Here is a 23882-nt window from a genome sequence, read left to right on the forward strand (position 1 = left end):
ATTTCGGGGCGGGTCCTGGCTAGGGTGGTTCGTGTGCACCTCGTAGTCCACGCCGACCAGCGCCAGTTCTCGGTGCGCGACTCGGGTTCCCGCCTGGACGGCAGCGGCTGGACCGCATCGGCGGTCGAACTTCACCGGATCGGGGCAGAGCCGGGCGGCATCGCCATCGCGACGGCACGCTCGGACCTGGTGGAGTCTTCGGTGGAGTTGCTGCCCGGGCCACCGGTGCTGGCACCTGCCGCCGAGCACGTGGTGGAAGCGGATCTTCCCGTGCCGAGCGGGAAACTCGTGATTTCCGGGCCTGCCGACTACCCTTCGCAGGAAAAATTCTTCTCGGTGCTGCCGGGGTTGTACCGGGCCCGGGTTTCGTACGTGCCGGCGGGACCGCCGTCGGTGGACTGGAACGACCACGAGTTCGGGGAGCACTACCGGTACGTCGTGGAGATGTGGCCGTCGACGTCACCGGCGGGGGTCGAGGTGCTGAAGCAGGGCGCAACCGTCTGGGACGGCTAGAGAGCCGTGAGCGTCGCGAGTTTCCAGTGGCCGTCCACTCGCTTGGCCGTCACCGCCAGCTGGGCCACCGACGACGACGGTGCTCCGCCGCCCTGGGCCACCGTTTGCTGGTCGAGGAACAGCAGCAGCGAAGCGTCGTCCCCTCGCAACGACTGCACCCCGACCGCCCGGACCGTGGTGGTGCGGACCAGTTTCTCCGCAGTGGCCCGAGTCCGGGCCGAAGCGAACTGGTCGCGGTACTGGCGCACCGCGTCACCGACCAAGAGCTCCGAAGCCGCGCGCTCGGTGCGCGCCAAGTTCGCGTAGTCGTAGGAAAACACCGACTTCACCGCATCACTCACCTCGGACGCCACCGCGGAAGTCCCGGCCGAATCGACCAAAGCCGCGTTCTCACCGGGGGACAGCGAAGCCGCCTCGATGCCGAACCACACCGAGCAGCCCACGGCGAGCACCACGATCGCCAGCAGGACGCGCCTCATGAGCCCGCCGCCTGGACGCCCGAGATCTTCCAGCCCGACGGCGACCGGGTGGCGTCCACCGTCAACCGGTTCAGGCGCGGGGCCGCCGCGCCGCCGCCCGTCGAGACGCGGACGTCCAGCACCGCCAGCAGACGCGCGTTGCCGTCGGAAACCTCCGTCACCGCCGCCTGGACCAGCGTGGCCGACGACACCGTCTTGGACGAGGACGCCCGGTCGATCTGCAGCTGACGATCGCCGGCGAGGTCCTTGCCGTACTGGCCCGTCGTCGCCGCGATCCAGCGGTCCACGTCGGCGGCCGCCGAGCGGTAGTCGATCGTGTTCAGCGTGACCAGCTCGGGGCCCGCCGCCGCCAGGACCGCGTCCCGGTCCCGGCCGCGCGCCGCCGAGTCGTCCGAAGCCGCCCGCCACCACGAAAAGCCCGTGCCCAAGGCGGCCAGCACCGCGAGCACCGCCCCCACGACCAGGAGTTTCACGGCGCGCCCAGCAGCTTGCCCAGCCCGCCCGCCGACGGCCCGGTCAGCAGGCTCAGCATCCCCGGCAACTGCGCCTGCGCAGGCGTGGAAGACGCGGTCTGCGAAGGCGCGGCCGGAATCGCCGGCGGCTTGCCCCCGTACGGCGCGTTCTGCGCCCCGCGCACCCCGGTCGGGCTGCCCGGCGGCTCGGCGCAGTACGCGTTCATGTTCACCGGTGCTTCGGACTCGTCGTTCGCCGGACGCTGCTTCGTCCCTTCGTAGCCCTTCGTGCACGAAGCCGGGTCGAAGAAGTTGAACACGACGCCGAGGTGGCCCGTGCCGTCCGGGGACGTCGACGGCGAGAACGCCGAGATGATCGGGTACGCCACCAGCAGTTCCTCGATCGAGTCCTTGCGGGACGTCGTGATCTGCGCGGTGGTCAGCAGATTGGCGAACAGCACGCCCAGGTCCGTGCCCGAAGCCGCGAGGACGTCGCTGATCTGCCGGCTCAGCCGCGGTGCCTCCGCGATCACGCGCCGCAGGTCGGGGTCGGACGCCTTCAGCTGCCCCGCGATCTTCTTCAGCCCGGACGCGAAGTCGGTGATGTTCGCCGCCTGCCGCTCCTGCGTGTCCAGCACGACGCGGGAGTTGCTCAGCAGGCCCTGCGTCTGCGGCACGTACTGCGCGGCCGTCGCCGTCAGGGATCCCGTGCTGTCGAGCAGCTGCTGCAGTTCCGGGCCCGCCCCGGCGAACGCGTTGTACGTCTCGTCGACGACCGTCCGCAGCGAATCCGGGTGGACGCTCGCGACGAGGTCGTCGAGGTGGCTGAGCACCGTGTCCGGCGACGGCGGCAGCGACGTCTTGTCGCGGGTGATCACCGAGCCGTCCGTCAAGAACGGACCGCCCTCGTGCTGCGGGAGCAGGTCGACGAACTGCTCCCCCACCGCCGACCGGTTCGCCACCTGGGCGTGCGCGTCCGCCGGGATGTCCGGGGCGCCCGCGTCGATGTCGAGCGCGAGGTCGACGCCGTGCTCGGTCAGCGTCATCCCGGTCACCCGGCCGACCGTGACGCCGCGGTAGGCGACTTCGGAGTTGACGAAGATCCCGCCGGAGTCGGTCAGCTGCGCGGTGACGACGTAGCCGCGGTTGCCGAAGAGCCGGTCCAGCCCGGCGTAGTGGCCGCCGGCGTAGACGACCGAGACGACCGCGATCACGACGAACGCGAACAGCTGGACGCGGATCTTGCGCGTGGTCACTTGCCACCCCCGGCCAGGCCGAGGAGACCGCCCAGCAGCCCGGTGCCACCGGTCTGCCCGGGCGACCCGAGGTCCGGCAGCGGCAGCGGCGGCCTGGCCGCGGACGGCTGCCCGCCGATCGAGTCGGGCAGCGCGAACGGCGGCTGCGACGAGTTCGTGAAGTTCTGGATCAGCGTGTCCAGGTCGAGGTTCACGTTCGCTTCGACGTTCGCGTAGTCGCCCTTGATCACGTTGCCCGCGTAGTCCGGGAACGGGTAGGTCAGCAGGATCTGCAGCGCGTTCGGCAGGTTGGCACCGGCCTCGCCGAGCTTGGTCAGCGTCGGCTGCAGGGCCTTGAGGTTCGCGACGAGCTGGTCGCGGCTCTTCGTCACGGTGTCCACCGCGACCCCGGAAAGCGAGTTGAGCGCGTTGAGCATGCCGACGAGCTGGTCACGCTGGTCGGTGACGATCTTCAGGCCCGGCGCGAGGTTGTCGAGCGCGTTGGTCAGGTTCTGCGTCTGGCCCGTCAACGTCTTCGACAGCTTCCCGAGCCCGTCGATCGCGCGGAGGATCTCGGTCCGGTGCCCGTCGAGCTGGGTCGCGAGCTCGTCCACCCGGGACAGCAGCGCCCGGATCTCCGGCTCGTTGCCGGACAGCGCGTCGTTGAGTTCGTGGCTGATCTTCTGGATCTGCTCGACGCCGCCGCCGTTGAGCAGCAGGGAAAGCGCGCCGAGCACCTCCTCGACCTCGGGGTTGCGGTTGGTGCGCCCGAGCGGGATCTGCGCGCCGTCACCCAGGTGACCGGTGGCCGGCTCGGCCGTCGGCACGCTCAGTTCGACGAACTTCTCGCCCAGCAGCGAGGACTGCTTCAGCTCGGCGCGGGCGTTGGCGGGCAGCGCGATGTCGCTGTTGACGGTCATCGCCACGAGCGCGGACCGCGTGTCCGGCGTCAGGGTGATCTTGTCGACGCGCCCGACCGCGACGTCGTTGACCTTGACGCTGGACTGCGGAACCAGGTCGAGGACGTCGGTGAACAGCGCGGTGACGTGGTACGGGTGGTCGCCGACGTCGGCGCCGCCAGGCAGCGGCGTGCCGTACAGGCCGTTGAACCCGCCGTCGCTGCAGGCCGCCAGCACGAGCACCCCGGCGAGCACTCCTGCGAGCCGCTTCACTTCGCACCCCCCGAAAGCTGCTCCATCACGTCGACGAGCGGGAGCGGCAACGGCGGGAGCGTCCCGTTCTGCAGCGAGTTGAGCACCTGCGGGATCGTCGGCAGCTTCAGCGCTCCGTCGAGGACCGGCGCGAGCTGCTTGCAGATGTTCCCCAGCGTGTCCGGGACCTGCTTGGGCGTGCCCGCGCTGATCAGCCGGCACACCGTCAGGATCGGCGGGTTGGTGAGCTCGTTGAGGTTGTCGCGGACGGCGATGGTGCCGGACGCGGCGTCGTAGGAGTTGATGAAGTTGGTGGCGCCGGTCGGCGCGATGTCGAGCACCTCGGCCAGCGACGCGCGCTGGTCGACGAGCACCTTCGACAGCGACGCCAGTTTGTCCACATTGGACTCCAGGGCGCCCTTGTTGTCGTTGACGAACTGCTGGACGTCCCCGAGCGCCCCGCCGAGGGACTGCAGGGCCGCGCCGACGTCGGACGAGTCCGCGGCGAGGAACTGGCTGACGTCGGCGACACGGCCGTAGAACTCGTTGAGCTGCTGGTCGCTCTGCGCCAGCGCACCGGTGAAGGAGTTGAGGTTCTGCACGGTCGAGAACAGGTCGTCCTTCGAGCCGTCCAGCGTCTTGGCCAGGCCGGCGAGCTGCCCGACCGTCGAATTGAGCGAAGAACCGTTGCCCTTCAACGTGTTCGCGGCGGTGTCCAGGACGCTCGACAACGCGCCGTCCTTGTTGGCGCCGTTCGGGCCCAGTGCCGTGGAGAGCTTGTCCAGGCTCGAGTACAGGTCGTCCAGTTCCACCGGCGTCGCCGTGCGGTCGCGCGGCAGGACCGTGCCCGTCGCCAGCGTCGGGCCGCTGTCGTAGGCCGGGGTCAGCTGGACGTACCGATCGCTGACCAGGCTGGGCGCGACGACGACCGCGCCGACGTTCGCGGGCAGCGGCACGTCGTCGACGCGCATGTCCACGCGCACGGCGTCGCCCTGCGGCGTGACGTCGGTGACCTGCCCGACCGCCACGCCGAGCACCCGCACCGACGAGCCCGCGTAGAGCCCGACGGTCTTGCCGAAGTAGGCCGACAGCTTGGTGCCGGTGGATTCCCGGAACACCAGCCACAACCCGGCGGTGACGACGAGCGCGAGCACACACGCGAACGCCAGCCACGTCACGAGGCTGCGGCCGCGGTAGGTCCGGATGGTCATCGGCCGCCCACCCCCTGGTTCGGCGCCGCGATCGGCGGCGTGCAGCCCTCGGGGTTGATCGAGAGCCCGCCCGCGGTGATCGTCGGCGGCAGCAGCCCGCACAGGTAGCCCTCGAACCAGCGGCCGTTGCCGGTGGCGTTCGCGCCGACGCGGGCGAACGGCGCCATCAGCTGCAGGCTCTTGTCGAGGTTGCCCTGGTTGCGCTGCAGGATGTCGGTCACCTTGCTCAGCTTGTCCAGCGTCGGCTTCAGCTGCGCACGGTTGTCCTGGACGAGCCCGGTGAGCTGCTGCGAGAGCTGCTGGGTGCCGGTGAGCAGCGCGTTGATCGCCTTCTTGCGGTTCTGCAGCTCGCCCAGCAGCAGGTTGCCGTCGCTGATCACGCGCTGCAGCTGGGTGTTGCGGTCCGACAGCGTCTTCGACACCTGGCTCGTGTTCGCCAGCAGGGTGTGCAGGTCGTTGTCGCGGGAGGAGACCGTCTTGGCCAGCGAGGACAGCCCGGTCAGCGTGTCCTTCAGGTACTGCGGGCTGTCCTTGAGGCTGTCGGACAACGCGGTGAAGCTGTCCGCGAGCTGTTTCGTGTCGATGTCGCCGACCGTCGTCGAGAGCTGCTCGAACGCGTCCTGCAGCTGGAACGGCGTGCGCGTGCGGGCCTGCGGGATCGTCGCGTCCGGCTCCTGGGCGCCGCCGCCCTTCGGGTCGAGCGCGAGGTACTTCTCCCCCAGCAGCGTCTTGATCTCGATGGACGCCGTCGTCGCGTCGCCCACCCGGACGTCCTTGACGCGGAAGCGCACCAGCACCTGCTTGCCCTGCAGCTTCACCGACGAGACCGTGCCGACCTTCACGCCGGCGACCTCGACCTCGTTGTCCGGCGCCAGCCCGGCGGACTCGCCGAAGTACGCCGAATACGTCGTGCCGTTGCCGAAGAACGGGAGCTGGTCGGAGAAGTACGTCGTGGCCGTGACGAGCACGATCAGCACGAGCGCGACCGCGCCGACCGCGGCCTGGTTGCGTTCCTTCAGCGGCTTCACGGACCACACCTCTCCGCGCGCTGGGTGCCCGGGATCGGGATGATCGGCAGGGTGATGTCGAGCGAAGAAATGCCGATGGTGCCGGTGATCCCGCACAGGTAGTAGTTGAACCAGCTGCCGTAGCTCAGGGTCCGCGTGAACTTCTCGAGGTTGCCCGGCAGCACCTCGAGCAGGTGGTTGAGCAGCACGCCGGAATCGCCGAGGTTCTGCGAGAGCACGCCGAGCTGCGCGACGTCGTCCTTGAGCGCCGGGCGCGCGTCGGCGAGCAGGCCCGTCGTCGACACGGCGAGGTCGCCGAGCGCGCTGACCGCGTCGCCGATCGGCTTGCGCTGTTCGGCCAGGCCGCTGACGAGCTTCTGCGTCTGCTCGATGAGGTCGCCGAGCTGCGGCCCGTGCTGGTTCACCGTGCCCAGCACCGTGTTGAGGTTCGCGATGACCTGCCCGATCACCTGGTCCTTGCTCGCGATCGCCGTCGTGAGCGACGCCGTGTGCTGCAGCAGGCTGGTGATCGTGCCGCCCTCGCCCTGGAAGACGCTGATGATCTCGGCCGAAAGCTGGTTGACGTCCTTGGGGCTCAGCGCCTTGAACAGCGGCTTGAACCCGTTGAACAGCACGGTGAGGTTCAACGCGGGTTTGGTGCGCTCGGGCGGGATCGTGCCGCCGTCGGCCAGCGTCTTCTCGCCCGGGACGTCGGTGCCGAGCGCGAGGTAGCGCTGGCCGACGAGGTTGCGGTACTTGATCGTCGCGGTGACCGTCTCCGGCAGCCGGTAGGTGTGCTCGACGTCGAACCGCACCTCGGCGAAGTTCTGCTCGCCTTCGACGACGCCGATGGAGTCGACCTGGCCGACCTTGACCCCGGCGATGCGGACGTCGTCGCCTTCCTTGAGCCCGGACGCGTCGGTGAACTTCGCCAGGTACCCCGACGTCACGCCGAAGTTGGTGTTGGCGATGGTGGCCGCGAGGACGCCGGTCAGCAGCACCGTGACGACGGCGAAGACGCCCAGCTTGATCAGCGACGGGAGGAAGCTCCTCACTTGAGCTCCACCTCCGCCCCGCGGTAGAGCGGCCCCACGAGCAGCCCCGCCCAGCCGGGCACGTCCCCCGGCGACGTCCCGAGCGCGGGCGACGCGAGCAGGCCGATCAGGTCGGTTTCGTAGGCCGAGCCGACGATCGAGCCGGGCGACCCGCCGACGGCGCCACCACCGGCGGGCAGCTTCTCGGGCGGGTTCTTCGGCGGCGCGGGCTTGGTCGAGCCGTCCTTGATCGCGCCGTCGGGCGGGTACTGCGGCCAGACGCCCGGCTTCGGGACCTGCGGGTAGCAGCGCGGGCCGCGCTTGTCGTCGTACTTCGGCTCGTCGACGCCGGGCAGGTACTTGCCGCGGCTGGCGGCGAACTCGATGGTGACCCGGCTGACCTCGGGGTGCGCGGTGCCCTTGCCGAACGCCAGCTCGGCCGGCCCGACCTCGCCGGCGAGCTGCTCGAGCAGGCACGGGTACTCGGGCGCGTACTTGGCGAGGACGTCCAGCGTCGGCTGCACCGCCGTGGTGAGCCGGATCAGGTTGTCCTTGTTGACCTGGAGGAAGCTCGTGAGGTCCACCGAAGCCGCGGTGACGGTGGCGTAGAGGTCGCTCAGCTGGGCGCGCTGGTCGACGATCGTCCGGCTCGTCGTCGTCAGGTCCGACAGCGCCTGCAGCACGTCGGGCGCGGCCTTGTCGTAGGTGTCCGCGACGTTCGCGAGCCCGGTGATGTCGGCCTTGACGTCCGGCAGCGACGGGTTGAGCTTGCCCAGGTAGTCCGACAGCTGGACGAGCGTCTGGCCGAGCTGCTTGCCGCGGCCCTCGAGCGCGGTCGACACGGCGGTGAGCGTGCTCGACAGCTTCTCCGGCTGGACGGCCTGCAGCAGCGGCATCACGTCGTCGAGGACCTTCTGCAGCTCGATCGCCGCGCTGCTGCGGTCCTGCGGGATGACGTCGCCCGCCTTGATCGGGCCCTGCGCGGTCTCGGGGAGCTGCAGGGCGACGTACCGCTCGCCGAAGAGGGTCTTCGGCAGCAGCCGCGCGGCGACGTTCCTGGGGATGACCTTCGTCTTGTCCGGCTGCAGGGCCAGCTCGAGCTCGGCGTGGTCGCCCTTCGCCGTCACCGAGCGGACCTCGCCGACGAGCACGCCGCGGACCTTGACGTCGCCGCCGGTGCGCAGCTGGCTGCCGACGCGGTCGGTCTCCAGCTTCACGAGCGTCACCGGCGTGAACGCCTTGTCGTAGACGGCGAGCGTGAACGCGATGAACAACGCGGCGACGAGCAGGAACGCCAGCCCCAGCACCTGGTACCGGAGCCGCTGCCACAGCTCGCGCCTCATCCGGAGATCCTCACCGTCGTGTTGGCGCCCCAGATCGCCAGGGACAGGAAGAAGTCCAGTACCGAGATCAGCACGATCGACGTCCGCACCGCGCGGCCCACCGCGACGCCGACCCCGGCCGGGCCGCCGCTGGCGTTGAAGCCGTAGTAGCAGTGGGAAAGGATCACGAGCACGCTGAACACGATCACCTTCCCGAACGACCAGAGGACGTCCCCGGGTGGCAGGAACAGCGTGAAGTAGTGGTCGTAGGTGCCCGCGGACTGGCCGTAGAGCCAGATGGTGATCTGCCGTGACGCGAGGTAGCTCGAGAGCAGGCCGACCGCGTACAGCGGGATCACCGCGGCGACGCCGGCGAGCACGCGCGTGGTGACCAGGTACGGCATGCTCGGCACGCCCATGACTTCGAGCGCGTCGATCTCCTCGGAGATCCGCATCGCGCCGAGCTGCGCGGTGAAGCCGCAGCCGACCGTCGCGCTCAGGGCGAGCCCGGCCGAGAGCGGCGCGACCTCGCGGGTGTTGAAGTAGGCGGAGATGAACCCGGTGAGCGCGGCCGTGCCGAGCTGGTTGAGCGCGGAATAGCCCTGGAGGCCGACGATGAGACCTGTGAACAGGGTCATCCCGATCATCACGCCGAGCGTCCCGCCGATGACGGCGAGCCCGCCGGTGCCGAAGCAGACCTCGGTCAGCAGGCGCAGCGTTTCCCGGCCGTAGCGGCGGATCGTGCGCGGCGACCACGCCAGGGCCTTGGTGGCGAACGCGAGCTGCTTGCCGAGGCCTTCCAGGCTCTGACCGGGACGGGCGATGTACTCGAGCGTCCGGTCGGTGGCGTCGAGCGGTTCCGCCGTCATCACATGGCCTTCGGCGGGACGATCCGCAGGTAGATGGCGGTGAGCACGACGTTGATGAGGAACAGCAGCAGGAACGTGATCACGACGGCCTGGTTGACGGCGTCGCCGACGCCCTTCGGCCCGCCCGCCGGGTTCAGCCCGCGGAACGCCGCGACGACCCCGGCCACGAAGCCGTACAGCAGCGCCTTGATCTCGCTGATCCACAGGTCCGGCACCTGGGCGAGCGCGTTGAAGCTGGCCAGGTACGCGCCGGGCGTGCCGCCCTGCAGGACGACGTTGAAGAAGTAGCCGCCGAGCACGCCGACGACGCTCACCAAGCCGTTCAGCAGCACCGAAACGACCATCGCGGCGAGCACGCGCGGCACGATCAGGCGCTGGATCGGGTTGACGCCCAGCACCTGCATCGCGTCGATCTCTTCGCGGATCTTGCGCGCGCCGATGTCCGCGCAGACCGCGCTCCCGCCGGCGCCCGCGACGAGCAGCGCGGTGATCAGCGGGCTGGCCTGCTGCACGATGGCCAGCGCGCTGGCCGCGCCGGTGAACGACTGCGCGCCGATCTGCGCGGTCAGCGACCCGAGCTGCAGCGCGATCACCGCGCCGAACGGGATGGCCACCAGCGCGGTCGGCAGGATCGTGACGCTCGCGAAGAACCAGCACTGCTGGATCCACTCGCGGGCCTGGAACGGGCGCTTGAAGATCGCGCGCAGGACCTCCCACGAGAGCGTCGCGAGCCGGCCGACCTGGGTCAGGGCCGCGGTTCCCGGGAGCGTGCCCGTGCTCTCGCTCACCACACCTCCCAGTAGGTCGTCGCTGACCTCCGAGTGTTCTCCATACCCGGTGCCCGATTTTCGTTAGCGGTGTTTACTGATCGTTCTTCAGAAGCTCAGGTTGAGGGCGTGCGACGCCGTGGCGCCGCCGTCCGCGATGAATTCCGCGCCCGTGCAGTACGCGCTTTCGTCGCTGGCCAGGAACAGCACCAGCTTCGCCACGTCTTCGGGCTGCCCGACCCGCCCGAGCGCGACCTTCTTCCCGACGTACGACATGTCGACTTTCTGGCCGCCGGCGGCGGTCTCGACCATCTGCGTGTCGATCGCGCCGGGGTGCACCGAGTTGACCCGGATGTGCTTCTTCCCGAGCTCCATGGCCGCGACCTTGGTCATCCCGCGGATGGCGAACTTGCTCGCGGTGTAGGCGACGAGGTAGGGCATCCCGGCCAGACCCTCCACAGAGGACACGTTGACGATGGAGCCACCGCCGGCGGCGGTCATCGGTTCAACGACCGAGCGCATCCCGAGAAACGCCCCGATCTGGTTCACCCGGATCACGCGTTCGTAGTCGGCCAGCTTCGTCTTGCCCAGTTCCGAGAAATGCAGGATGCCCGCGTTGTTGACCAGCACGTTCGGGGCGCCGAACTCGGTGGTCACCCGGTCGACCGCGGCCGCCCAGCCGTCCTCGTCGCCGACGTCGAGGTGCTGGTAGACGGCCTGCTCCCCGAGCTCGGCGGCGAGCTGCTTGCCCTCGTCGTCGAGGATGTCGGCGATCAGCACCTCGGCGCCCTCGGCGACGAACGCGCGGGCGGCGGCCGCGCCCTGGCCGCGCGCCGCGCCGGTGATCAGGGCGATCTTCCCGTCCAGCCTCATGACTCTCCCAGGATCTCGGTGGCGGCGAACATCCGGCCGGGGTCGCGGTCGGCGAAGAAGGCGCTGACCGACGTCTCGAGCTCGCCGAGGGACCAGCGCTGCTCGATCCTCGGCGCCGCGACCAGGGAGACCGTGCCGCCGTGGACGATGAACACCTGCCCGTTGACGTGCTCGGCCGCGGGCGAAGCGAGGTAGGCGACGAAGGGGGCGACGTGCTCGACCGAGAGCGGGTCGGCACCCTCGGCGGGAGGAGCCCCGAACACGCCCTCGGTCATCGCCGTCCGCGCGCGCGGGCAGATCGCGTTGGCGCGGACGCCGTACTTGGCCAGGCCGCGGGCGGCCGACATGGTGAGCGCGGTGATGCCCGCCTTCGCCGCGGCGTAGTTGGGCTGGCCGGGCGAGCCGATGAGGAAGGCTTCGGACGCGGTGTTGACCAGGCGCCCGTACACCGGCTTCCCGTCCTCTTTGGACTTGTCACGCCAGTGCTTCGCGGCGTTGCGGGACAACAGGAAGTGCCCGCGCAGGTGGACGCGCAGCACGGTGTCCCAGTCGTCGTCGGACATCGAGAAGAGCATCTTGTCGCGCAACACGCCCGCGTTGTTCACGACGACGTCGAGCCCGCCGAGGTCGAGGGCGGCGGCGACGAGCGCGTCCGCGGTGGCCCGCTCGCCGATGTCACCGGCGACCGCCACGGCCTTGCCGCCCGCCGCTTCGATCTCGTCGACGACGTCCTTCGCCTCGGTGATGTCGTTGACCACGACCGTCGCGCCCCGCGCGGCGAGCGCGAGCGCTTCGGCCCGTCCCAGCCCCGCGGCCGCTCCGGTTACGATCGCTGTCCTGCCGGTCAGGCTCACGCACGGCCTCCTCGTCGAGTCCTGTGATCGGGCCTACATTAGAATCTGTTCTCGTCGAGGGCAACCCCCTGAGTGAACACCGCTAACCTGCGATGAACAGGGCGTTCTTCGGGCAACTTTTCACCGCATCTGCAACATGTTCTATCTGATTGTCCGGAACCGGTCCCGGCTGGATGACGAGTTCTTCGTCGTCGTCCAGGTCGAAGACCTCCGGCGCGAACCCCACGCACACCGCGTTCGCCTCGCAGAGCGAACGATCGACGCCGATCTCCATGCTTCCTCCGCCGCGTGAGTCCTGGTACAACTAGAACAGGTTCTACTATAACGCCGGATCGAGGTGACGGGTGCGGATCGACTACACGCCGGAGCAGCGCGCACTGGCCGAGGAGCTGCGGGCGTACTTCGCCGAGCTGATGACGCCCGAGCGGCGGGACAGCCTCCGCGCGGGCGGCGGCGAGTACGGCGACGGCTTGGCGTACAAGGAAATCGTCCGGCAGCTGGGCAAGGACGGCTGGCTCGCGCTCGGCTGGCCGAAGGAGTACGGCGGCCAGGGCCGGCCGATGCTCGACCAGCTCATCTTCACCGACGAAGCGGCCGTCGCCGGCGTGCCGGTCCCCTTCCTCACGGTGAACACCGTCGGGCCGACGATCATGCGCTACGGCACCGACGAGCAGAAGGCGTTCTACCTGCCGAAGATCGCTGCCGGCGAGCTGCACTTCTCGATCGGCTACTCCGAACCGGAGGCCGGCACCGACCTCGCGTCGCTGCGCACGCGCGCGGTCCGCGACGGCGACGAATACGTCGTCACCGGGCAGAAGATGTGGACGAGCCTGATCGAGTACGCCGACTACGTCTGGCTCGCCGTCCGGACCGACCCGGACGCGAAGAAGCACCGCGGCCTGTCGATGCTGATCGTGCCGACGTCGTCTCCCGGGTTTTCGTGGACGAAGGTGCACACGGTCGCGGGCGCCGGCACGAGCGCGACGTACTACGACGAGGTGCGCGTGCCGGTGTCGGCGCGCGTCGCCGAGGAGAACGCGGGCTGGCCGCTGATCACCAACCAGCTCAACCACGAGCGCGTCGCGCTGACGTCGGCGGCGCCGGTCCGCAAGGCCCTCGCCGACGTGCTGGCGTGGGCGAAGGAAACCGGCGCCATCGACCAGGAATGGGTGCGGCTGCACCTCGCGCGGGTGCACGCCGGCGCGGAGTACCTGAAGCTGCGGAACTGGCGGATCGCCTGGGCGGCCGCGGCGAGCGAGCTCGGCCCGGCCGAGGCGTCGGCGACGAAGGTGTACGGCACGGAGTTCGCGATCGAGGCCTACCGGCTGCTGATGGAGGTGCTGGGCGCGGGCGCCGTCGTCCGCGACGGTTCGCCGGGCGCGCTGCTGGCCGGGCGGATCGAGCGGCTGCACCGCTCGGCGCTGATCCTCACCTTCGGCGGCGGTACCAACGAAATCCAGCGGGACATGATCGCCGCCACCGCCCTCGGCCTGCCCGTCACGCGCTAGGAGCGTCGCATGGACTTCACCCCTTCCGAGGCGTCGGCCGACCTGGCCGCGCTGACCCGGCGGATCCTCGCCGACAGGGCCACCCACGACCCGCACGGCACCGGCGGTTTCGACGCTCCCCTGTGGACGGCGCTGGGCCAGGCGGGCGTGCTCGACGCGGCGCTGCCCTCGTCGCTGGGCGGCGGCGGGTTCGGCCTGCTGGAGCAGTGCGCGGTGCTGACCGAGATCGGCCGGGCGGTGGCCGCGGTCCCCTACCTGCCGTCGATCACGATGGCGGCGTCGGCGCTGGCCGAGTTCGGCACGCCGGAGCTGGTGGACCGCTGGGTGCTGCCGGTGCTGCGGGGAGAACGCGTTCTGGCGGTGGCGCTGACCGGCTTCACCGCCTCGGACGGGGTCCTTTCGGGCTCGCAGTCCGCGGTGCACTTCGGCGCGTTCGCCCACGGCTTCCTCGTGGCCGCTTCCGGCGAGGTCTTCCTGGTCGACGCGGCGGCCCCGGGCGTCACCGTGCGACCGCAGCAGACGACCGACCACGCCGACGCTTGCCTGCTCGAACTGTCCGAAGTTCCCGGGACTTCGCTGGGCGACATCGGCGAATGGCTGCGCCTGCGCGGGACGGTGGGCGTCTGCGCGCAGCAGCTCGGCGTGGTCGAGCGCTCGCTGGAGCTGACGGCGGCGTACGCGGGCGAGCGCAAGCAGTTCGACCACGTCCTCGGCGGGTTCCAGGCGGTCCGCCAGCGCATCGCGGACGCGTACGTGGACGTCGAAGCGGTGCGCCTGACGTCGCTGCAGGCCGCGTGGCGGCTGGCGTCGGACCTCCCGTCGGCCGAGGCCGTGGCGACGGCGAAGTTCTGGGCGGCGGAGGCCGGCCACCGGGTCGCGCACACGACCGTCCACCTGCACGGCGGCGTCGGCATCGACGTCGACCACGAGGTGCACCGCTACTTCACGGCCGCGAAGCGCCTGGAGTTCCTGCTCGGCTCGGCGACTCCCCAGCTCCTGGCCCTGGGCGACGAGCTGGCGGGCCGGTAGCTACTTCGCCGCGTACGTCCAGAACTCGCGCATCAGCGGGGTCGGCTCCGGACTGGTCAGCTCCACCTGCGTGAGCAGGACCGTGACGGTACCCGTCGCCGGGACCAGGTGCGCCGCCGTGCCCGCCCCGCCGACCCGGCCGTAGCGGCCCGCCACCTCCCAGGGGTGCTTCGGCTCGACGTCGACCGCACCGCCGTAGCCCCAGCCCTGGCCGTGCAGGAACGGCCGCGCCGCCGCGCGCTGGGCCGGCGTCAGGTGGTCGGCCGTCAGCCGGCGCACGGACTCCGGCCGCAGCAGCCGGTGGTCGCCGACCGTGCCCTCGGCCAGCACGAACCGGGCGAACGCGAGGAGGTCGCCCGCCGTCGAAACCAGCCCGGCCGCCCCGGACGGGAACTTCGGCGGGGCACTCCACCGGCCCTCCGGCGAGTCGACCAGCTGCAGGCCGTGGTCACGGCGGCGGTAGGCGCTGGTGAACCGGCCCAGCGCCGCCGTCGGCACGGCGAAGCCGGTGTCGGCCATGCCCAGCGGCTCGAACAGCCGCTCCGCCAGGAACTCCGGCAGCGGCCGGCCCGTCACCCGCGCGATCAGCACGCCCTGCAGGTCCGAGCCGGTGGCGTAGAGCCACGCCTCGCCCGGCTGGTGCAGCAGCGGCACCTGGGCCAGCGCCGCCAGCCACTCGTCCGGCGACAGCCCGCGCGGCGCCGCGGCCGGGTGGCCCAGCACCTGGAGCAGCAGGTCGACGGCCGGCAGCGTCGTGTCCGCCGCGAGGCCGTACCCGCAGCGGGAACCCAGCACGTCGGCCACCGTGATCGGGCGGACGGCGGGCACGACGTCGTCGACCGGCCCGGCCGGCGTCCGGACCACCACCGGCGACGCCAGCTCCGGCAGCCACCGCGCCACCGGGTCGTCCAGCGCCAGCTCGCCGTCGTCGACCAGGAGCAGCAGCGCCGCGGCCACGACCGGCCCGGTCAGCGCCCCGACGCGGAACAGCGAGTCCGGCGCCATCGGCACGATGCCCTCGGCGTCGGCCGCCCCCACGGCCGCGACCTCGGCCTGCCCGCCGTGCGCCACCAGCGCCACCGCACCCGGCACGTCCGCGGCGTGCCGGGTCAGCACCTCGGTCAGCGTGCCCATGGTCAGTCCAGGGGGTTGATGGCGCGCAGGCGCCGCGGGCCGGTGTCGGGACGGGACGGGGGCGGCCCCAGCACGAGCCGCGCGTTGGCGACGAAGGCGCCGTCCGGCGAGGCCAGGATCGGGTCCAGCACGAGCGACCGCACCTCCGGGTTGTCCTCGGCCAGCGCGGCCACGCGCAGCACCATGTCCTGCAGCGCGGCGAGGTCGGCGGGCTCGTCGCCGCGGTAGCCGGTGAGCAGCGGCGCGGTCCGCGGCTCGCGCAGCAGCGTCGCCGCGTCGACGTCGGTGAGCGGCACGGCACGGTAGGCGCGGTCGCCCAGCAGCGTGCTGACCAGCCCGGACAGCCCGAACGACACCAGCGTGCCGAACGACGGGTCGTCCTGCAGCCCGATCACGCACGACAGGCCCTTCGGCGCCATCCGCTGGACGTACACGTCGTCGTCGCCGGAGATCTCGCGCAGCGTTTCGTAAGCCGTGCGCACCGAGTCTTCGGACGCCAGGTCGAGCCGCACCCCGGCCAGGTCGGGCCGGCCGCGCAGCCGCTCGTCGACCGCCTTGAGCGTCACCGGGTAGCCCAGCTCGGCCGCCGCCGTCACCGCTTCGTCCACAGTGGACGCGACGCGGAACGGGACGACGTCGATGCCGTAGCAGCCCAGCAAGCGCACGACGTCGGTGTCCGACAGCAGCGTCGTCCTGCCGCTTTCGGACTCCAGCAGTTCGCGCACGATGCCCTGCGCCTGCTCGGTGTGCATGCCGGCCGGGCGCACCAGCGTGCCCTGCGGGCGCTGCCGCCAGGCCGCGTACCGGACGACCCGGGCAAGGGAGTTCACGGCGCGTTCCGGGCTCGGGTACGACGGGATCGAGCCGCGCGCCGGCACACCGTCGTCCGACAGCTCGGCGAGTTCGTCGGGCACGCCTTCGGCGGCGAGGAACGTCGAGACGATCGGCTTGCGCTCCCCCAGTTCGACGGTTTCGCGGAGAGCGCGGGCGTACGCGGTGCCCGGGATCGCCACCGGCGGCGCGAACACGACGACCAGCGCGTCGGTGTCCGGCGAGGCGAGCGCCTCGCCGACCGCCTTGGCGAAGTCGTCCGGCCCGGCCTGCGGGCCGACGTCGACCGGGTCGAAGGCCAGGCGCAGGCCCTGCATCCGCGCGGTGTCGGCGGCGAGCAGGCCGATCGCGCTGGAGTTGCCGACGATGGCGACCCGCGGCCCGGCGGGCAGCGGCTGGTGGGCGAACACGAGCGCGGTGTCGAACAGCTGCGCCAGTGACTCCACGCGCACGACGCCGGCCTGCTCGAACAGCGCCTGGACGCTGGCTTCGTCGATCTCCGTCGACGTCGCCGCCAGCTGCGGGCGGACGGCGTGCCGCCCGGACTTCACGGCGACGATCGGCTTGGTCCTCGCCAGCCTTCTGGCCAGGCGCGCGAACTTCCTCGGATTGCCGAAGGACTCCAGGTACAGCAGGACGAGGTCGGTGTCCGGGTCGGTTTCCCAGTACTGCAGCAGGTCGTTGCCGGAGACGTCGGCGCGGTTGCCCGCCGAGACGAACGTCGACAGGCCGAGGCCGCGCGACTCGGCGTCGGCGAGGATCGCGGTGCCCAGCGCACCGGACTGGCAGAAGAACCCGGTGCGCCCGCGCCCGGGCAGCCTCGGCGCGAGGGTGGCGTTGAGCCGGATGCTCGGCGCGGTGTTCAGCACGCCCAGCGCGTTCGGGCCGACGACGCGCATGCCGTGCGCCCGCGCCTCCCCGACGAGCCGCAGCTCGGCGTGCAGGCCGTGCGGCCCGGCCTCGGCGAAGCCGCTGGAAAGGATCAGCAGCGTCTTGACGCCCTTCGCGAGGCAAGCGTCCAAAACGGACTCGACGGCCTCGGCGGGCACCGCGACGACGGCCAGGTCGACCGGGTCCGGGATGTCCAGCACCGACGGGTACGCGCGGACGCCGCGGACCGAGCGGTGCTCCGGGTTGACCGGGTAGACGGTGCCGGTGAACGACGCGACCAGCAGGTTCGCGAACGCGGCGTGCCCGACCTTGCCCGGCTCGGCCGACGCGCCGATCACCGCGACCGACGCCGGGTGCAGCAGGTTGTGCACGCTGCGCGCCTCGGCGGCCTGTTCGCGGGAGCGCGCGACGGCGAGCGACTCCTCGGTCGGGTCGATGTCGAACTCCAGGTGCAGCACGCCTTCCTCGATCTCGCGGCTGACCTGGTAGCCGGCGTCGCGGAAGACCCGCACCATGGCGGCGTTCTCGGCCAGCACCTCGGCGACGAACCGCCGCAGCCCGCATTCCGACGCGGCCGCGGCGAGGTGCTCGAGCAGGATCGAGCCGAGCCCGCGGCCCTGGTGCGCGTCGCTGACGACGAACGCCACCTCGGCCGACGGCCCGCCGTCGAGCCGCTCGTACCGGCCGACCGCGACGATGTCGTCGCCCAGGAAGGCGGCGAACGCGACCCGGTCGTGGTGGTCGACCGTCGAGAAGCGCTTCAGGTCCTTTTCGGGGATCCGCGGGTAGGCGCCGAAGTAGCGGAAGTAGCGCGTGCGTTCGGAGAGCTTGCCGTGGAACGCGACCAGGCCGTCGGCGTCGGTGGGCACGACCGGGCGCAGGTGGACGGTGCCGCCGTCGGACAGCACGACGTCGGCCTCCCAGTCGCGGGGGTAGTCGAAGGGGTCGCGGCCGGCCATGGTCAGTCCCTGGGGTCGTCCGGGTCGAGGCCGTGCAGCGGGAAGACGGCGCGGCGGGTGTCCCGGATGGCGATGTCGACCGGGTCGTCCTCGCCGTCGCCCCACGGCTTGAACCCGGTCTCGCGCTCGTCGGTCATCGCGCGCGGCAGTTCGGCGTGCGGCGCGGCGTTCGTGACGGTCGAAACCCAGCCGGGCGGCAGCGGCGTCGCCGGGTCGACGTCCCGGTCGAGGACGGTGGCGATCAGGTGCGTCCACGACCGCGGCACGACCCGGATCAGCTGGTACCCGCCCCCGCCGACGGCGATCCACTTGCCGCCGGCGTAGGTCTCGGCGAGGTCGCGGAGGGTGCGGTAGATGGTCCGGTGCCCGTCGACGCTCAGCGAGAGGTCGGCGAGCGGGTCCTCCTCGTGCGAATCGACCCCGCACTGCGTGAACAGCAGCTGTGGCTCGAAGTCGGCGAGGAGCGACGGGACGACGGCGTTGAAGGCACGCAGCCAGCCCGGGTCCTGCGTGCGCGGCGGCAGCGGCACGTTGACGGCGGTGCCGTCGGCCTTGCCGCGGCCGGTCTCGGCGGAGTAGCCGGTGCCCGGCCAGAGCGTGAAGGGATGCTGGTGCATCGAGATCGTGAGGACGCGCGGGTCGTCGTAGAAGGCGGCCTGGACGCCGTCGCCGTGGTGGACGTCGGTGTCGATGTAGGCGATCCGCTCGAAGCCGTGGTCGAGCAGCCAGCTGATGGCGACGGCGCAGTCGTTGTAGACGCAGAACCCGGACGCCTGGTCCCGCATGGCGTGGTGCAGCCCCCCGGCGATGTTGACCGCGCGCGTGGCCGCCCCCTCGGCGACCTTCCGCGCGGCGAGCAACGTCGAGCCGACGACCAGCGCGGACGCGTCGTGCATGTCCGAGAAGACGGGGTTGTCGGAAGTCCCGAGCCCATGCCCGACATCCCACCCGACGAGCGGCGCCTCCCGCACGGCGGCGATGTATTCGGGAGCGTGGATCCGGAGGAGCTCCTCGTCCCCGGCCCCGGTGGGCACCAGCAGCGGAACGTTGTCGAGCACCCCGAGCTCGGTGGCCAGCCGCACGGTCAGCTCCAGCCGGACGGGGTTGAACGGATGCTCCCCGCCCAGGTCATAACCGAGCAGAGCGGAGTCCCAAACAACAGCCGGCGACATACCGCCCGACTCTAGTGCCGATCGAGCGAATCCGTGGACTCGAAGAGCGCCGGTCCCGCCACTGCTGCCATACGGCCGCCCGCGCCCATCGCTGCCTGCGGACTGCCTCTCGGCCGCTACGCCTCTTGGCCCCTGCTGCGCGGCTGCCGGCCCCTGCTGCGCGCGGCCGGGGATGTCGTGGGCCCGGCCACGCGGTGCTGCCGGCCGTCACGGAGCAGTTCGGCCGTTTGCGCCGGTCAGCCCGGCAAGATGCCCTCGCCCCGGGCGATCCTGGCGCGGGCTCAGCCCAGCAGGGCGCCCTCGCCCCGGACGATCCTGGCGCGGGCTCAGCCCAGCAGGGCGCCCTCGCCCCGGACGATCCTGGCGCGGGCTCAGCCCTGCAGGGTGCCCGTCGCGGAGCAGTTCGGCCGTTTGCGCCGGTCAGCCCGGCAGGATGCCCTCGCCCCGGGCGGTCCTGGCGCGGGGTCAGCCCGGCAGGGTGCCCGTCGCGGCGGGGCGGTCGGGGTTCCTCGACCAGTGGGACCACGAGCCCGCGTACAGGCCCGCGCCCGGGTGGCCCGCCAGCTCCAGGGCCAGGACCACCGAACTGGCCGTCACCCCCGAGCCGCAGTACGCGCCGACCGGCTCACCCGGGCGCAGGCCCAGGTCCGCGAAGCGGGCCGCCAGCTCTTCGGGCGCGCGCCAGTGGCCGTCGTCGGTGGTGTGGCCGGCGAACGGGGCGTTCACCGCGCCCGGGATGTGGCCCGCCCGTGGGTCGACCGGCTCGGTCTCGCCCGTGTAGCGCGGGTTCGCCCGGGCGTCGAGCAGCAGGCCGTCGCGGGCCAGGGCCGCGGCCTCGTCCGCGTCGAGCACCGGCATCGCGCCCGGCCGGACCGTGAGGTCGCCCGGCTCCGGCCGCGCCGCGTCCGTGCTCACCGGGTGGCCGTCGGCCGTCCACGCCGCGTAGCCGCCGTCGAGCACCGCCACCTCCTCGTGGCCGGCCCAGCGCAGCAGCCACCACGCACGGGCCGCCACCGAACCGTCCGCGTCGTCGTAGACGACCACCGGCGCGCCCGCCCGCACGCCGGCCGCGCGCAGGTCGCGCTGCAGGGCGGCCGGGTCGGGCAGCGGGTGCCGGCCACCCTCGCCCGGCTCGCCGGCGAGCACGCGGTCGAGGTCCGTGAAGACCGCGCCGGGCACGTGGCCTTCGCGGTAGGAATCGGCGCCGGGCGGGCCGGCGAGCCGCCAGCGGACGTCGAGGACGACGGGCCGGTCCCCCGCCGGGCCGGCCAGCGCGGCGGCGAGGTCGGTGGTGCTGATCAGCGGACGCATGCCTCCCATCTTCCAGCGGTCCGCCACCCGGCCGCTGCCGGGTTCCGGCACAAGGCCCACCGGCGAGTTGTTATCCCTGAGGGCCGCCGCCGCTGTCGGGGTCAACGACTACGATGAGCGACGCGGACGAAGGGGACAGCGTGAACGATCTCATCGACACCACCGAGATGTACTTGCGTACCATCTACGAGCTTGAAGAAGAGGGTGTCGTTCCGCTGCGCGCCCGCATCGCCGAGCGCCTGCAGCAGAGCGGCCCGACGGTGAGCCAGACCGTCGCCCGGATGGAGCGGGACGGCCTGGTGGTGGTGGCCGACGACCGGCACCTCCAGCTGACCGACCACGGCCGCGAGCTGGCCATCGCCGTCATGCGCAAGCACCGCCTGGCCGAGCGCCTCCTCGTCGACGTCATCGGGCTCGAGTGGGAGCACGTGCACAACGAGGCGTGCCGCTGGGAGCACGTGATGAGCGAGGCCGTCGAGCGCAAGCTGGTCAAGCTGCTCGACCACCCGACCACCTCCCCGTACGGCAACCCGATCCCGGGCCTGGACAAGCTGGGTGACGGCGACCCGGCACCGCCCGCCGAGGCCGACCTCGTCCGCCTGGACGAGTTCGCCCGCACCGGTGGCGGCCGCGTCGAGATCCGGCGCATCGCCGAGCACGTCCAGCTGGACGAGTCGCTGATGACCGAGCTCAAGTCCGTCGGCATCGTGCCGGGCGGCACGGTCACCGTCGGCAAGGCCAACGGCGGCACCATCGAGGTCACCGGCGGGGACAACACCGCCCAGGTCGCCAGCTCCGCGCTGCACGCCGTCCTGGCGCAAGCCAGGTGAGCCCGGCTTCCGATGCCGCGGCGGCGTTCCGCACGGTGCACGGCGGCGAGCCCGCCGGCGTGTGGTCCGCGCCGGGGCGCGTCAACCTGATCGGCGAGCACACCGACTACAACGACGGCTTCGTGCTGCCGTTCGCCCTGCCGCACCGCCTCGCCGCGGCCGCGACGCCCCGCGAGGACGGCGTCCTGTCCGTGGCCACCCTGGGTGACGACGGCCAGCTCCAGCGCTCCGGCGAGCTCAAGATCGCCGACCTGGCGCCGGGCACGGTCGACGGGTGGGCCGCGTACCCGGCGGGGGTCGCCTGGGTGCTGCGCGACCAGGGCTTCTCGGCCGGTGCCGACCTGGTCATCGCGGGTGACGTGCCCTCGGGGGCAGGACTCTCCTCTTCGCACGCGCTCGAATGCGCGGTCTCGCTCGCGTTGCTCGGGCTGGCCGGGCTGGAGCTGGGCACCCCCGGTGACCGCGTGCCGACGCGGCCCGAGGTGGCGCGGTGGGTCCAGCGCTCGGAGAACGACTTCGTCGGCGCGCCCACCGGCCTGCTCGACCAGACGGCGTCCCTCTGCTGCACCGAATCGCACGTGCTGTTCCTCGACGTCCGCTCGGGCGAGCAGGAGCAGGTGCCGTTCGGCCTGGCCGAGGCCGGGCTGCAGGTCCTGATCATGGACACCCGCACGAAGCACTCGCACGCCGAGGGCGGGTACGGCGAGCGTCGCCGCGGCACCGAACGGGCGGCGGAGCTGCTCGAGGTCAAGGCGCTGCGCGACGTCACCGTCGAGGGTCTCGAGGACGCCCTCAGCCGGCTGCCGGCCGAGCTGGTGCCGCTCGTGCGGCACGTCGTCACCGAGAACCAGCGGGTGCTCGAGGTGGTCGAGCTGCTGCGGGCCGGGCGCCTCGCGGAGATCGGCCCGTACCTGGACGCTTCGCACGTCAGCATGCGCGACGACTACCGGATCTCCACGGCCGAGCTGGACCTGGCGGTGGACTCGGCGCGGGAAGCCGGCGCGCTCGGCTCCCGGATGACCGGGGGCGGCTTCGGCGGCTCGGCGATCGCACTGGTCCGCGACGCCGACCTGGACGGGGTCAAGGCAGCCGTCGAGGCGGCGTACGAGAAGGCCGGCTACCGGCGGCCGCGGATGTTCACCGCGGTGCCGTCCCGCGGTGCCGGACGCGACGAGATCTGAGGCCGCGCGGGTCCGCCCGGGGCAACCCCCGCGCGGACCCGCGCGTCGCCGGGGGTGAAGACTGTGGCGCACAGTCACCACCCTGAGCAGGAAGGCCTGGACGTGTCGGAGCAGAGCAACGCCCTGAAACTGGTCGTGACGGGCGGAGCCGGGTACATCGGCAGCGTCTGCGCCGCCCGGCTGATCGAGGCCGGGCACCAGGTCACCGTGGTCGACGACCTCTCCACCGGGCACGCCGACGCCGTTCACCCGGACGCGCGGTTCATCGAGGGTGACGCGGCCGAGGTGGCGGGCAGCCTGCTGCGCGAGGGCTTCGACGGCGTGCTGCACTTCGCGGCCAAGTCGCTGGTCGGCGAGTCGATGGCGGAGCCGACGAAGTACTGGGAGGGCAACGCCGTCACGTCGCTGCGGCTGCTCGAGGCCATGCACGAGCACGGCACGCCACGCCTGGTGTTCTCCTCGACGGCGGCCGCGTACGGCGAGCCGGAGCAGTCGCCGATCCCGGAGTCGGCGCCGACCCGGCCGACCAACACCTACGGCGCGACGAAGCTCGCGATCGACCACGCGATCACCAGCTTCGCCGGCGCGCACGGACTGGCCGCCGTGAGCCTGCGCTACTTCAACGTCGCGGGCGCGTACGGCGCCTTCGGGGAGCGCCACACCACGGAAACCCATCTCATTCCTCTCGTCCTGCAGGTCGCCTCGGGCGACCGCGAGCGCATCCAGATCTTCGGCGACGACTACCCGACGCCGGACCACACCGCGATTCGCGACTACATCCACGTCGTGGACCTCGCGGACGCGCACCTGCTGGCGCTGAAGCACGCGACGGCGGGTGAGCACCGCATCTACAACCTGGGCAACGGCACCGGGTTCTCCGTGCTCGAGGTGATCGAGGCCTGCCGCGAGGTCACCGGCCACCCGATCCCGGCGGCGGTGGCTCCGCGCCGGTCGGGCGACCCGTCGGTCCTCGTGGCGGCCAGCGACCGGGCCCGCGAGGACCTGGGCTGGAAGCCGGAGCGCACGGAGCTGACCGGGATCGTGCGCGACGCTTGGGAGTTCGCCCAGGCCCGGCAGACCGCTCGGGGCTGATTCCACGCCTGGGTCGCCTCAGCTGCGGCCCGGGCCCCGCGTCCGGGGCCGGGGCTTGAGTCCGGGGCCGGGGCTTGGGCTGACGGCGATCCGGCCCGGGAGCCGGAACGCACCGGAGCTGGGGAGCTTCGTCCAGCCCTGGCAGACCGCCCGGGCGCCCAGCCGTGGCCGCCGGGC

23 protein-coding genes are annotated in these 23882 nt (G+C 71.8%); 6 read left to right on the forward strand and 17 right to left on the reverse strand.

Features of this window, described 5'->3' with window-relative positions; genetic code table 11:
- Positions 1-33: 33 nt before the first annotated feature.
- Positions 34-513 (forward strand): hypothetical protein, encoded by a 480-nt coding sequence (locus ACYVLJ_RS14675; RefSeq protein ID WP_451973765.1) that lies wholly within the window; start codon positions 34-36, stop codon positions 511-513.
- Here the strand turns inward: ACYVLJ_RS14675 and ACYVLJ_RS14680 are convergent.
- The 13 genes from ACYVLJ_RS14680 to ACYVLJ_RS14740 form a co-directional block, all read right to left on the reverse strand.
- The gene (locus ACYVLJ_RS14680; RefSeq protein ID WP_460438992.1) at positions 510-992 is read right to left on the reverse strand and encodes a hypothetical protein; all 483 of its coding nucleotides are present in this window, start codon (positions 990-992) and stop codon (positions 510-512) included. The two genes, ACYVLJ_RS14675 and ACYVLJ_RS14680, sit on opposite strands and share 4 nt — an antisense overlap.
- Complete coding sequence (locus ACYVLJ_RS14685) at positions 989-1465, reverse strand: hypothetical protein (RefSeq protein WP_460438993.1); 477 nt, start codon at positions 1463-1465, stop codon at positions 989-991. The genes ACYVLJ_RS14680 and ACYVLJ_RS14685 overlap by 4 nt, the downstream gene beginning before the upstream one ends.
- Positions 1462-2700 carry an Mce/MlaD family protein gene (locus ACYVLJ_RS14690; RefSeq protein ID WP_460438994.1) on the reverse strand — a complete coding sequence of 413 codons (1239 nt, stop codon included), beginning with the start codon at positions 2698-2700 and terminating at the stop codon, positions 1462-1464. Before ACYVLJ_RS14690 ends, ACYVLJ_RS14685 begins: the two co-directional genes overlap by 4 nt.
- Complete coding sequence (locus tag ACYVLJ_RS14695; RefSeq protein WP_460438995.1) at positions 2697-3851, reverse strand: Mce/MlaD family protein; 1155 nt, start codon at positions 3849-3851, stop codon at positions 2697-2699. Before ACYVLJ_RS14695 ends, ACYVLJ_RS14690 begins: the two co-directional genes overlap by 4 nt.
- The gene (locus ACYVLJ_RS14700) at positions 3848-5041 is read right to left on the reverse strand and encodes an MCE family protein (RefSeq protein ID WP_451973777.1); all 1194 of its coding nucleotides are present in this window, start codon (positions 5039-5041) and stop codon (positions 3848-3850) included. The genes ACYVLJ_RS14695 and ACYVLJ_RS14700 overlap by 4 nt, the downstream gene beginning before the upstream one ends.
- Complete coding sequence (locus tag ACYVLJ_RS14705) at positions 5038-6069, reverse strand: MlaD family protein (RefSeq protein WP_460438996.1); 1032 nt, start codon at positions 6067-6069, stop codon at positions 5038-5040. Before ACYVLJ_RS14705 ends, ACYVLJ_RS14700 begins: the two co-directional genes overlap by 4 nt.
- A complete protein-coding gene (locus ACYVLJ_RS14710) occupies positions 6066-7103 on the reverse strand; it encodes an MCE family protein (protein ID WP_451973781.1) in 1038 nt (345 codons plus the stop codon). Before ACYVLJ_RS14710 ends, ACYVLJ_RS14705 begins: the two co-directional genes overlap by 4 nt.
- Positions 7100-8425: an MCE family protein gene (locus ACYVLJ_RS14715; protein ID WP_460438997.1), complete on the reverse strand. Its 1326-nt coding sequence runs from the start codon at positions 8423-8425 to the stop codon at positions 7100-7102. Before ACYVLJ_RS14715 ends, ACYVLJ_RS14710 begins: the two co-directional genes overlap by 4 nt.
- Positions 8422-9273, reverse strand: a complete 852-nt coding sequence (locus ACYVLJ_RS14720) for an MlaE family ABC transporter permease (RefSeq protein ID WP_460438998.1) — start codon at positions 9271-9273, stop codon at positions 8422-8424. Before ACYVLJ_RS14720 ends, ACYVLJ_RS14715 begins: the two co-directional genes overlap by 4 nt.
- Complete coding sequence (locus ACYVLJ_RS14725; protein ID WP_451973787.1) at positions 9273-10061, reverse strand: MlaE family ABC transporter permease; 789 nt, start codon at positions 10059-10061, stop codon at positions 9273-9275. The genes ACYVLJ_RS14720 and ACYVLJ_RS14725 overlap by 1 nt, the downstream gene beginning before the upstream one ends.
- Before the next feature lie 87 nt (positions 10062-10148).
- On the reverse strand, positions 10149-10913 hold the full coding sequence (locus ACYVLJ_RS14730; RefSeq protein ID WP_451973789.1) for a glucose 1-dehydrogenase: 765 nt from the start codon (positions 10911-10913) through the stop codon (positions 10149-10151).
- Positions 10910-11767 carry a 3-oxoacyl-ACP reductase gene (locus tag ACYVLJ_RS14735; RefSeq protein WP_451973791.1) on the reverse strand — a complete coding sequence of 286 codons (858 nt, stop codon included), beginning with the start codon at positions 11765-11767 and terminating at the stop codon, positions 10910-10912. Before ACYVLJ_RS14735 ends, ACYVLJ_RS14730 begins: the two co-directional genes overlap by 4 nt.
- 82 nt (positions 11768-11849) lie before the next feature.
- Positions 11850-12041, reverse strand: a complete 192-nt coding sequence (locus ACYVLJ_RS14740) for a ferredoxin (protein ID WP_460438999.1) — start codon at positions 12039-12041, stop codon at positions 11850-11852.
- Positions 12042-12111: 70 nt separating this feature from the next.
- Between ACYVLJ_RS14740 and ACYVLJ_RS14745 the strand changes: the two genes are divergently transcribed.
- Both ACYVLJ_RS14745 and ACYVLJ_RS14750 read left to right on the forward strand, forming a co-directional pair.
- Positions 12112-13275 carry an acyl-CoA dehydrogenase family protein gene (locus tag ACYVLJ_RS14745; RefSeq protein ID WP_460439000.1) on the forward strand — a complete coding sequence of 388 codons (1164 nt, stop codon included), beginning with the start codon at positions 12112-12114 and terminating at the stop codon, positions 13273-13275.
- Between the two features lie 9 nt (positions 13276-13284).
- Entirely contained in the window at positions 13285-14304 is a 1020-nt protein-coding gene (locus tag ACYVLJ_RS14750; RefSeq protein WP_460439001.1) for an acyl-CoA dehydrogenase family protein, read from the forward strand.
- On the opposite strand, the gene ACYVLJ_RS14755 is transcribed toward ACYVLJ_RS14750, so the two are convergent.
- From ACYVLJ_RS14755 to ACYVLJ_RS14770, 4 genes are all read right to left on the reverse strand, one after another.
- Positions 14305-15438 carry a serine hydrolase domain-containing protein gene (locus ACYVLJ_RS14755; protein ID WP_460439002.1) on the reverse strand — a complete coding sequence of 378 codons (1134 nt, stop codon included), beginning with the start codon at positions 15436-15438 and terminating at the stop codon, positions 14305-14307.
- Positions 15439-15440: 2 nt separating this feature from the next.
- A complete protein-coding gene (locus tag ACYVLJ_RS14760; protein ID WP_451973801.1) occupies positions 15441-18119 on the reverse strand; it encodes a bifunctional acetate--CoA ligase family protein/GNAT family N-acetyltransferase in 2679 nt (892 codons plus the stop codon).
- Between the two features lie 2 nt (positions 18120-18121).
- Positions 18122-19291 (reverse strand): acetoin utilization protein AcuC, encoded by a 1170-nt coding sequence (locus tag ACYVLJ_RS14765; protein ID WP_460439003.1) that lies wholly within the window; start codon positions 19289-19291, stop codon positions 18122-18124.
- Positions 19292-19756: 465 nt separating this feature from the next.
- A complete protein-coding gene (locus ACYVLJ_RS14770) occupies positions 19757-20602 on the reverse strand; it encodes a sulfurtransferase (RefSeq protein ID WP_460439004.1) in 846 nt (281 codons plus the stop codon).
- 113 nt (positions 20603-20715) lie between these two features.
- Here ACYVLJ_RS14770 and ACYVLJ_RS14775 point away from each other — a divergent pair, with 113 nt between their 5' ends.
- From ACYVLJ_RS14775 to galE, 3 genes are all read left to right on the forward strand, one after another.
- Entirely contained in the window at positions 20716-21432 is a 717-nt protein-coding gene (locus ACYVLJ_RS14775; protein WP_451973809.1) for a metal-dependent transcriptional regulator, read from the forward strand.
- A complete protein-coding gene (gene galK / locus ACYVLJ_RS14780) occupies positions 21429-22613 on the forward strand; it encodes a galactokinase (RefSeq protein ID WP_460439005.1) in 1185 nt (394 codons plus the stop codon). The genes ACYVLJ_RS14775 and galK overlap by 4 nt, the downstream gene beginning before the upstream one ends.
- A 102-nt stretch (positions 22614-22715) precedes the next feature.
- The gene (galE, locus tag ACYVLJ_RS14785) at positions 22716-23705 is read left to right on the forward strand and encodes a UDP-glucose 4-epimerase GalE (protein ID WP_451974299.1); all 990 of its coding nucleotides are present in this window, start codon (positions 22716-22718) and stop codon (positions 23703-23705) included.
- Positions 23706-23882: the final 177 nt, after the last annotated feature.

The sequence above is a fragment of the Amycolatopsis stemonae genome, assembly GCF_054781455.1.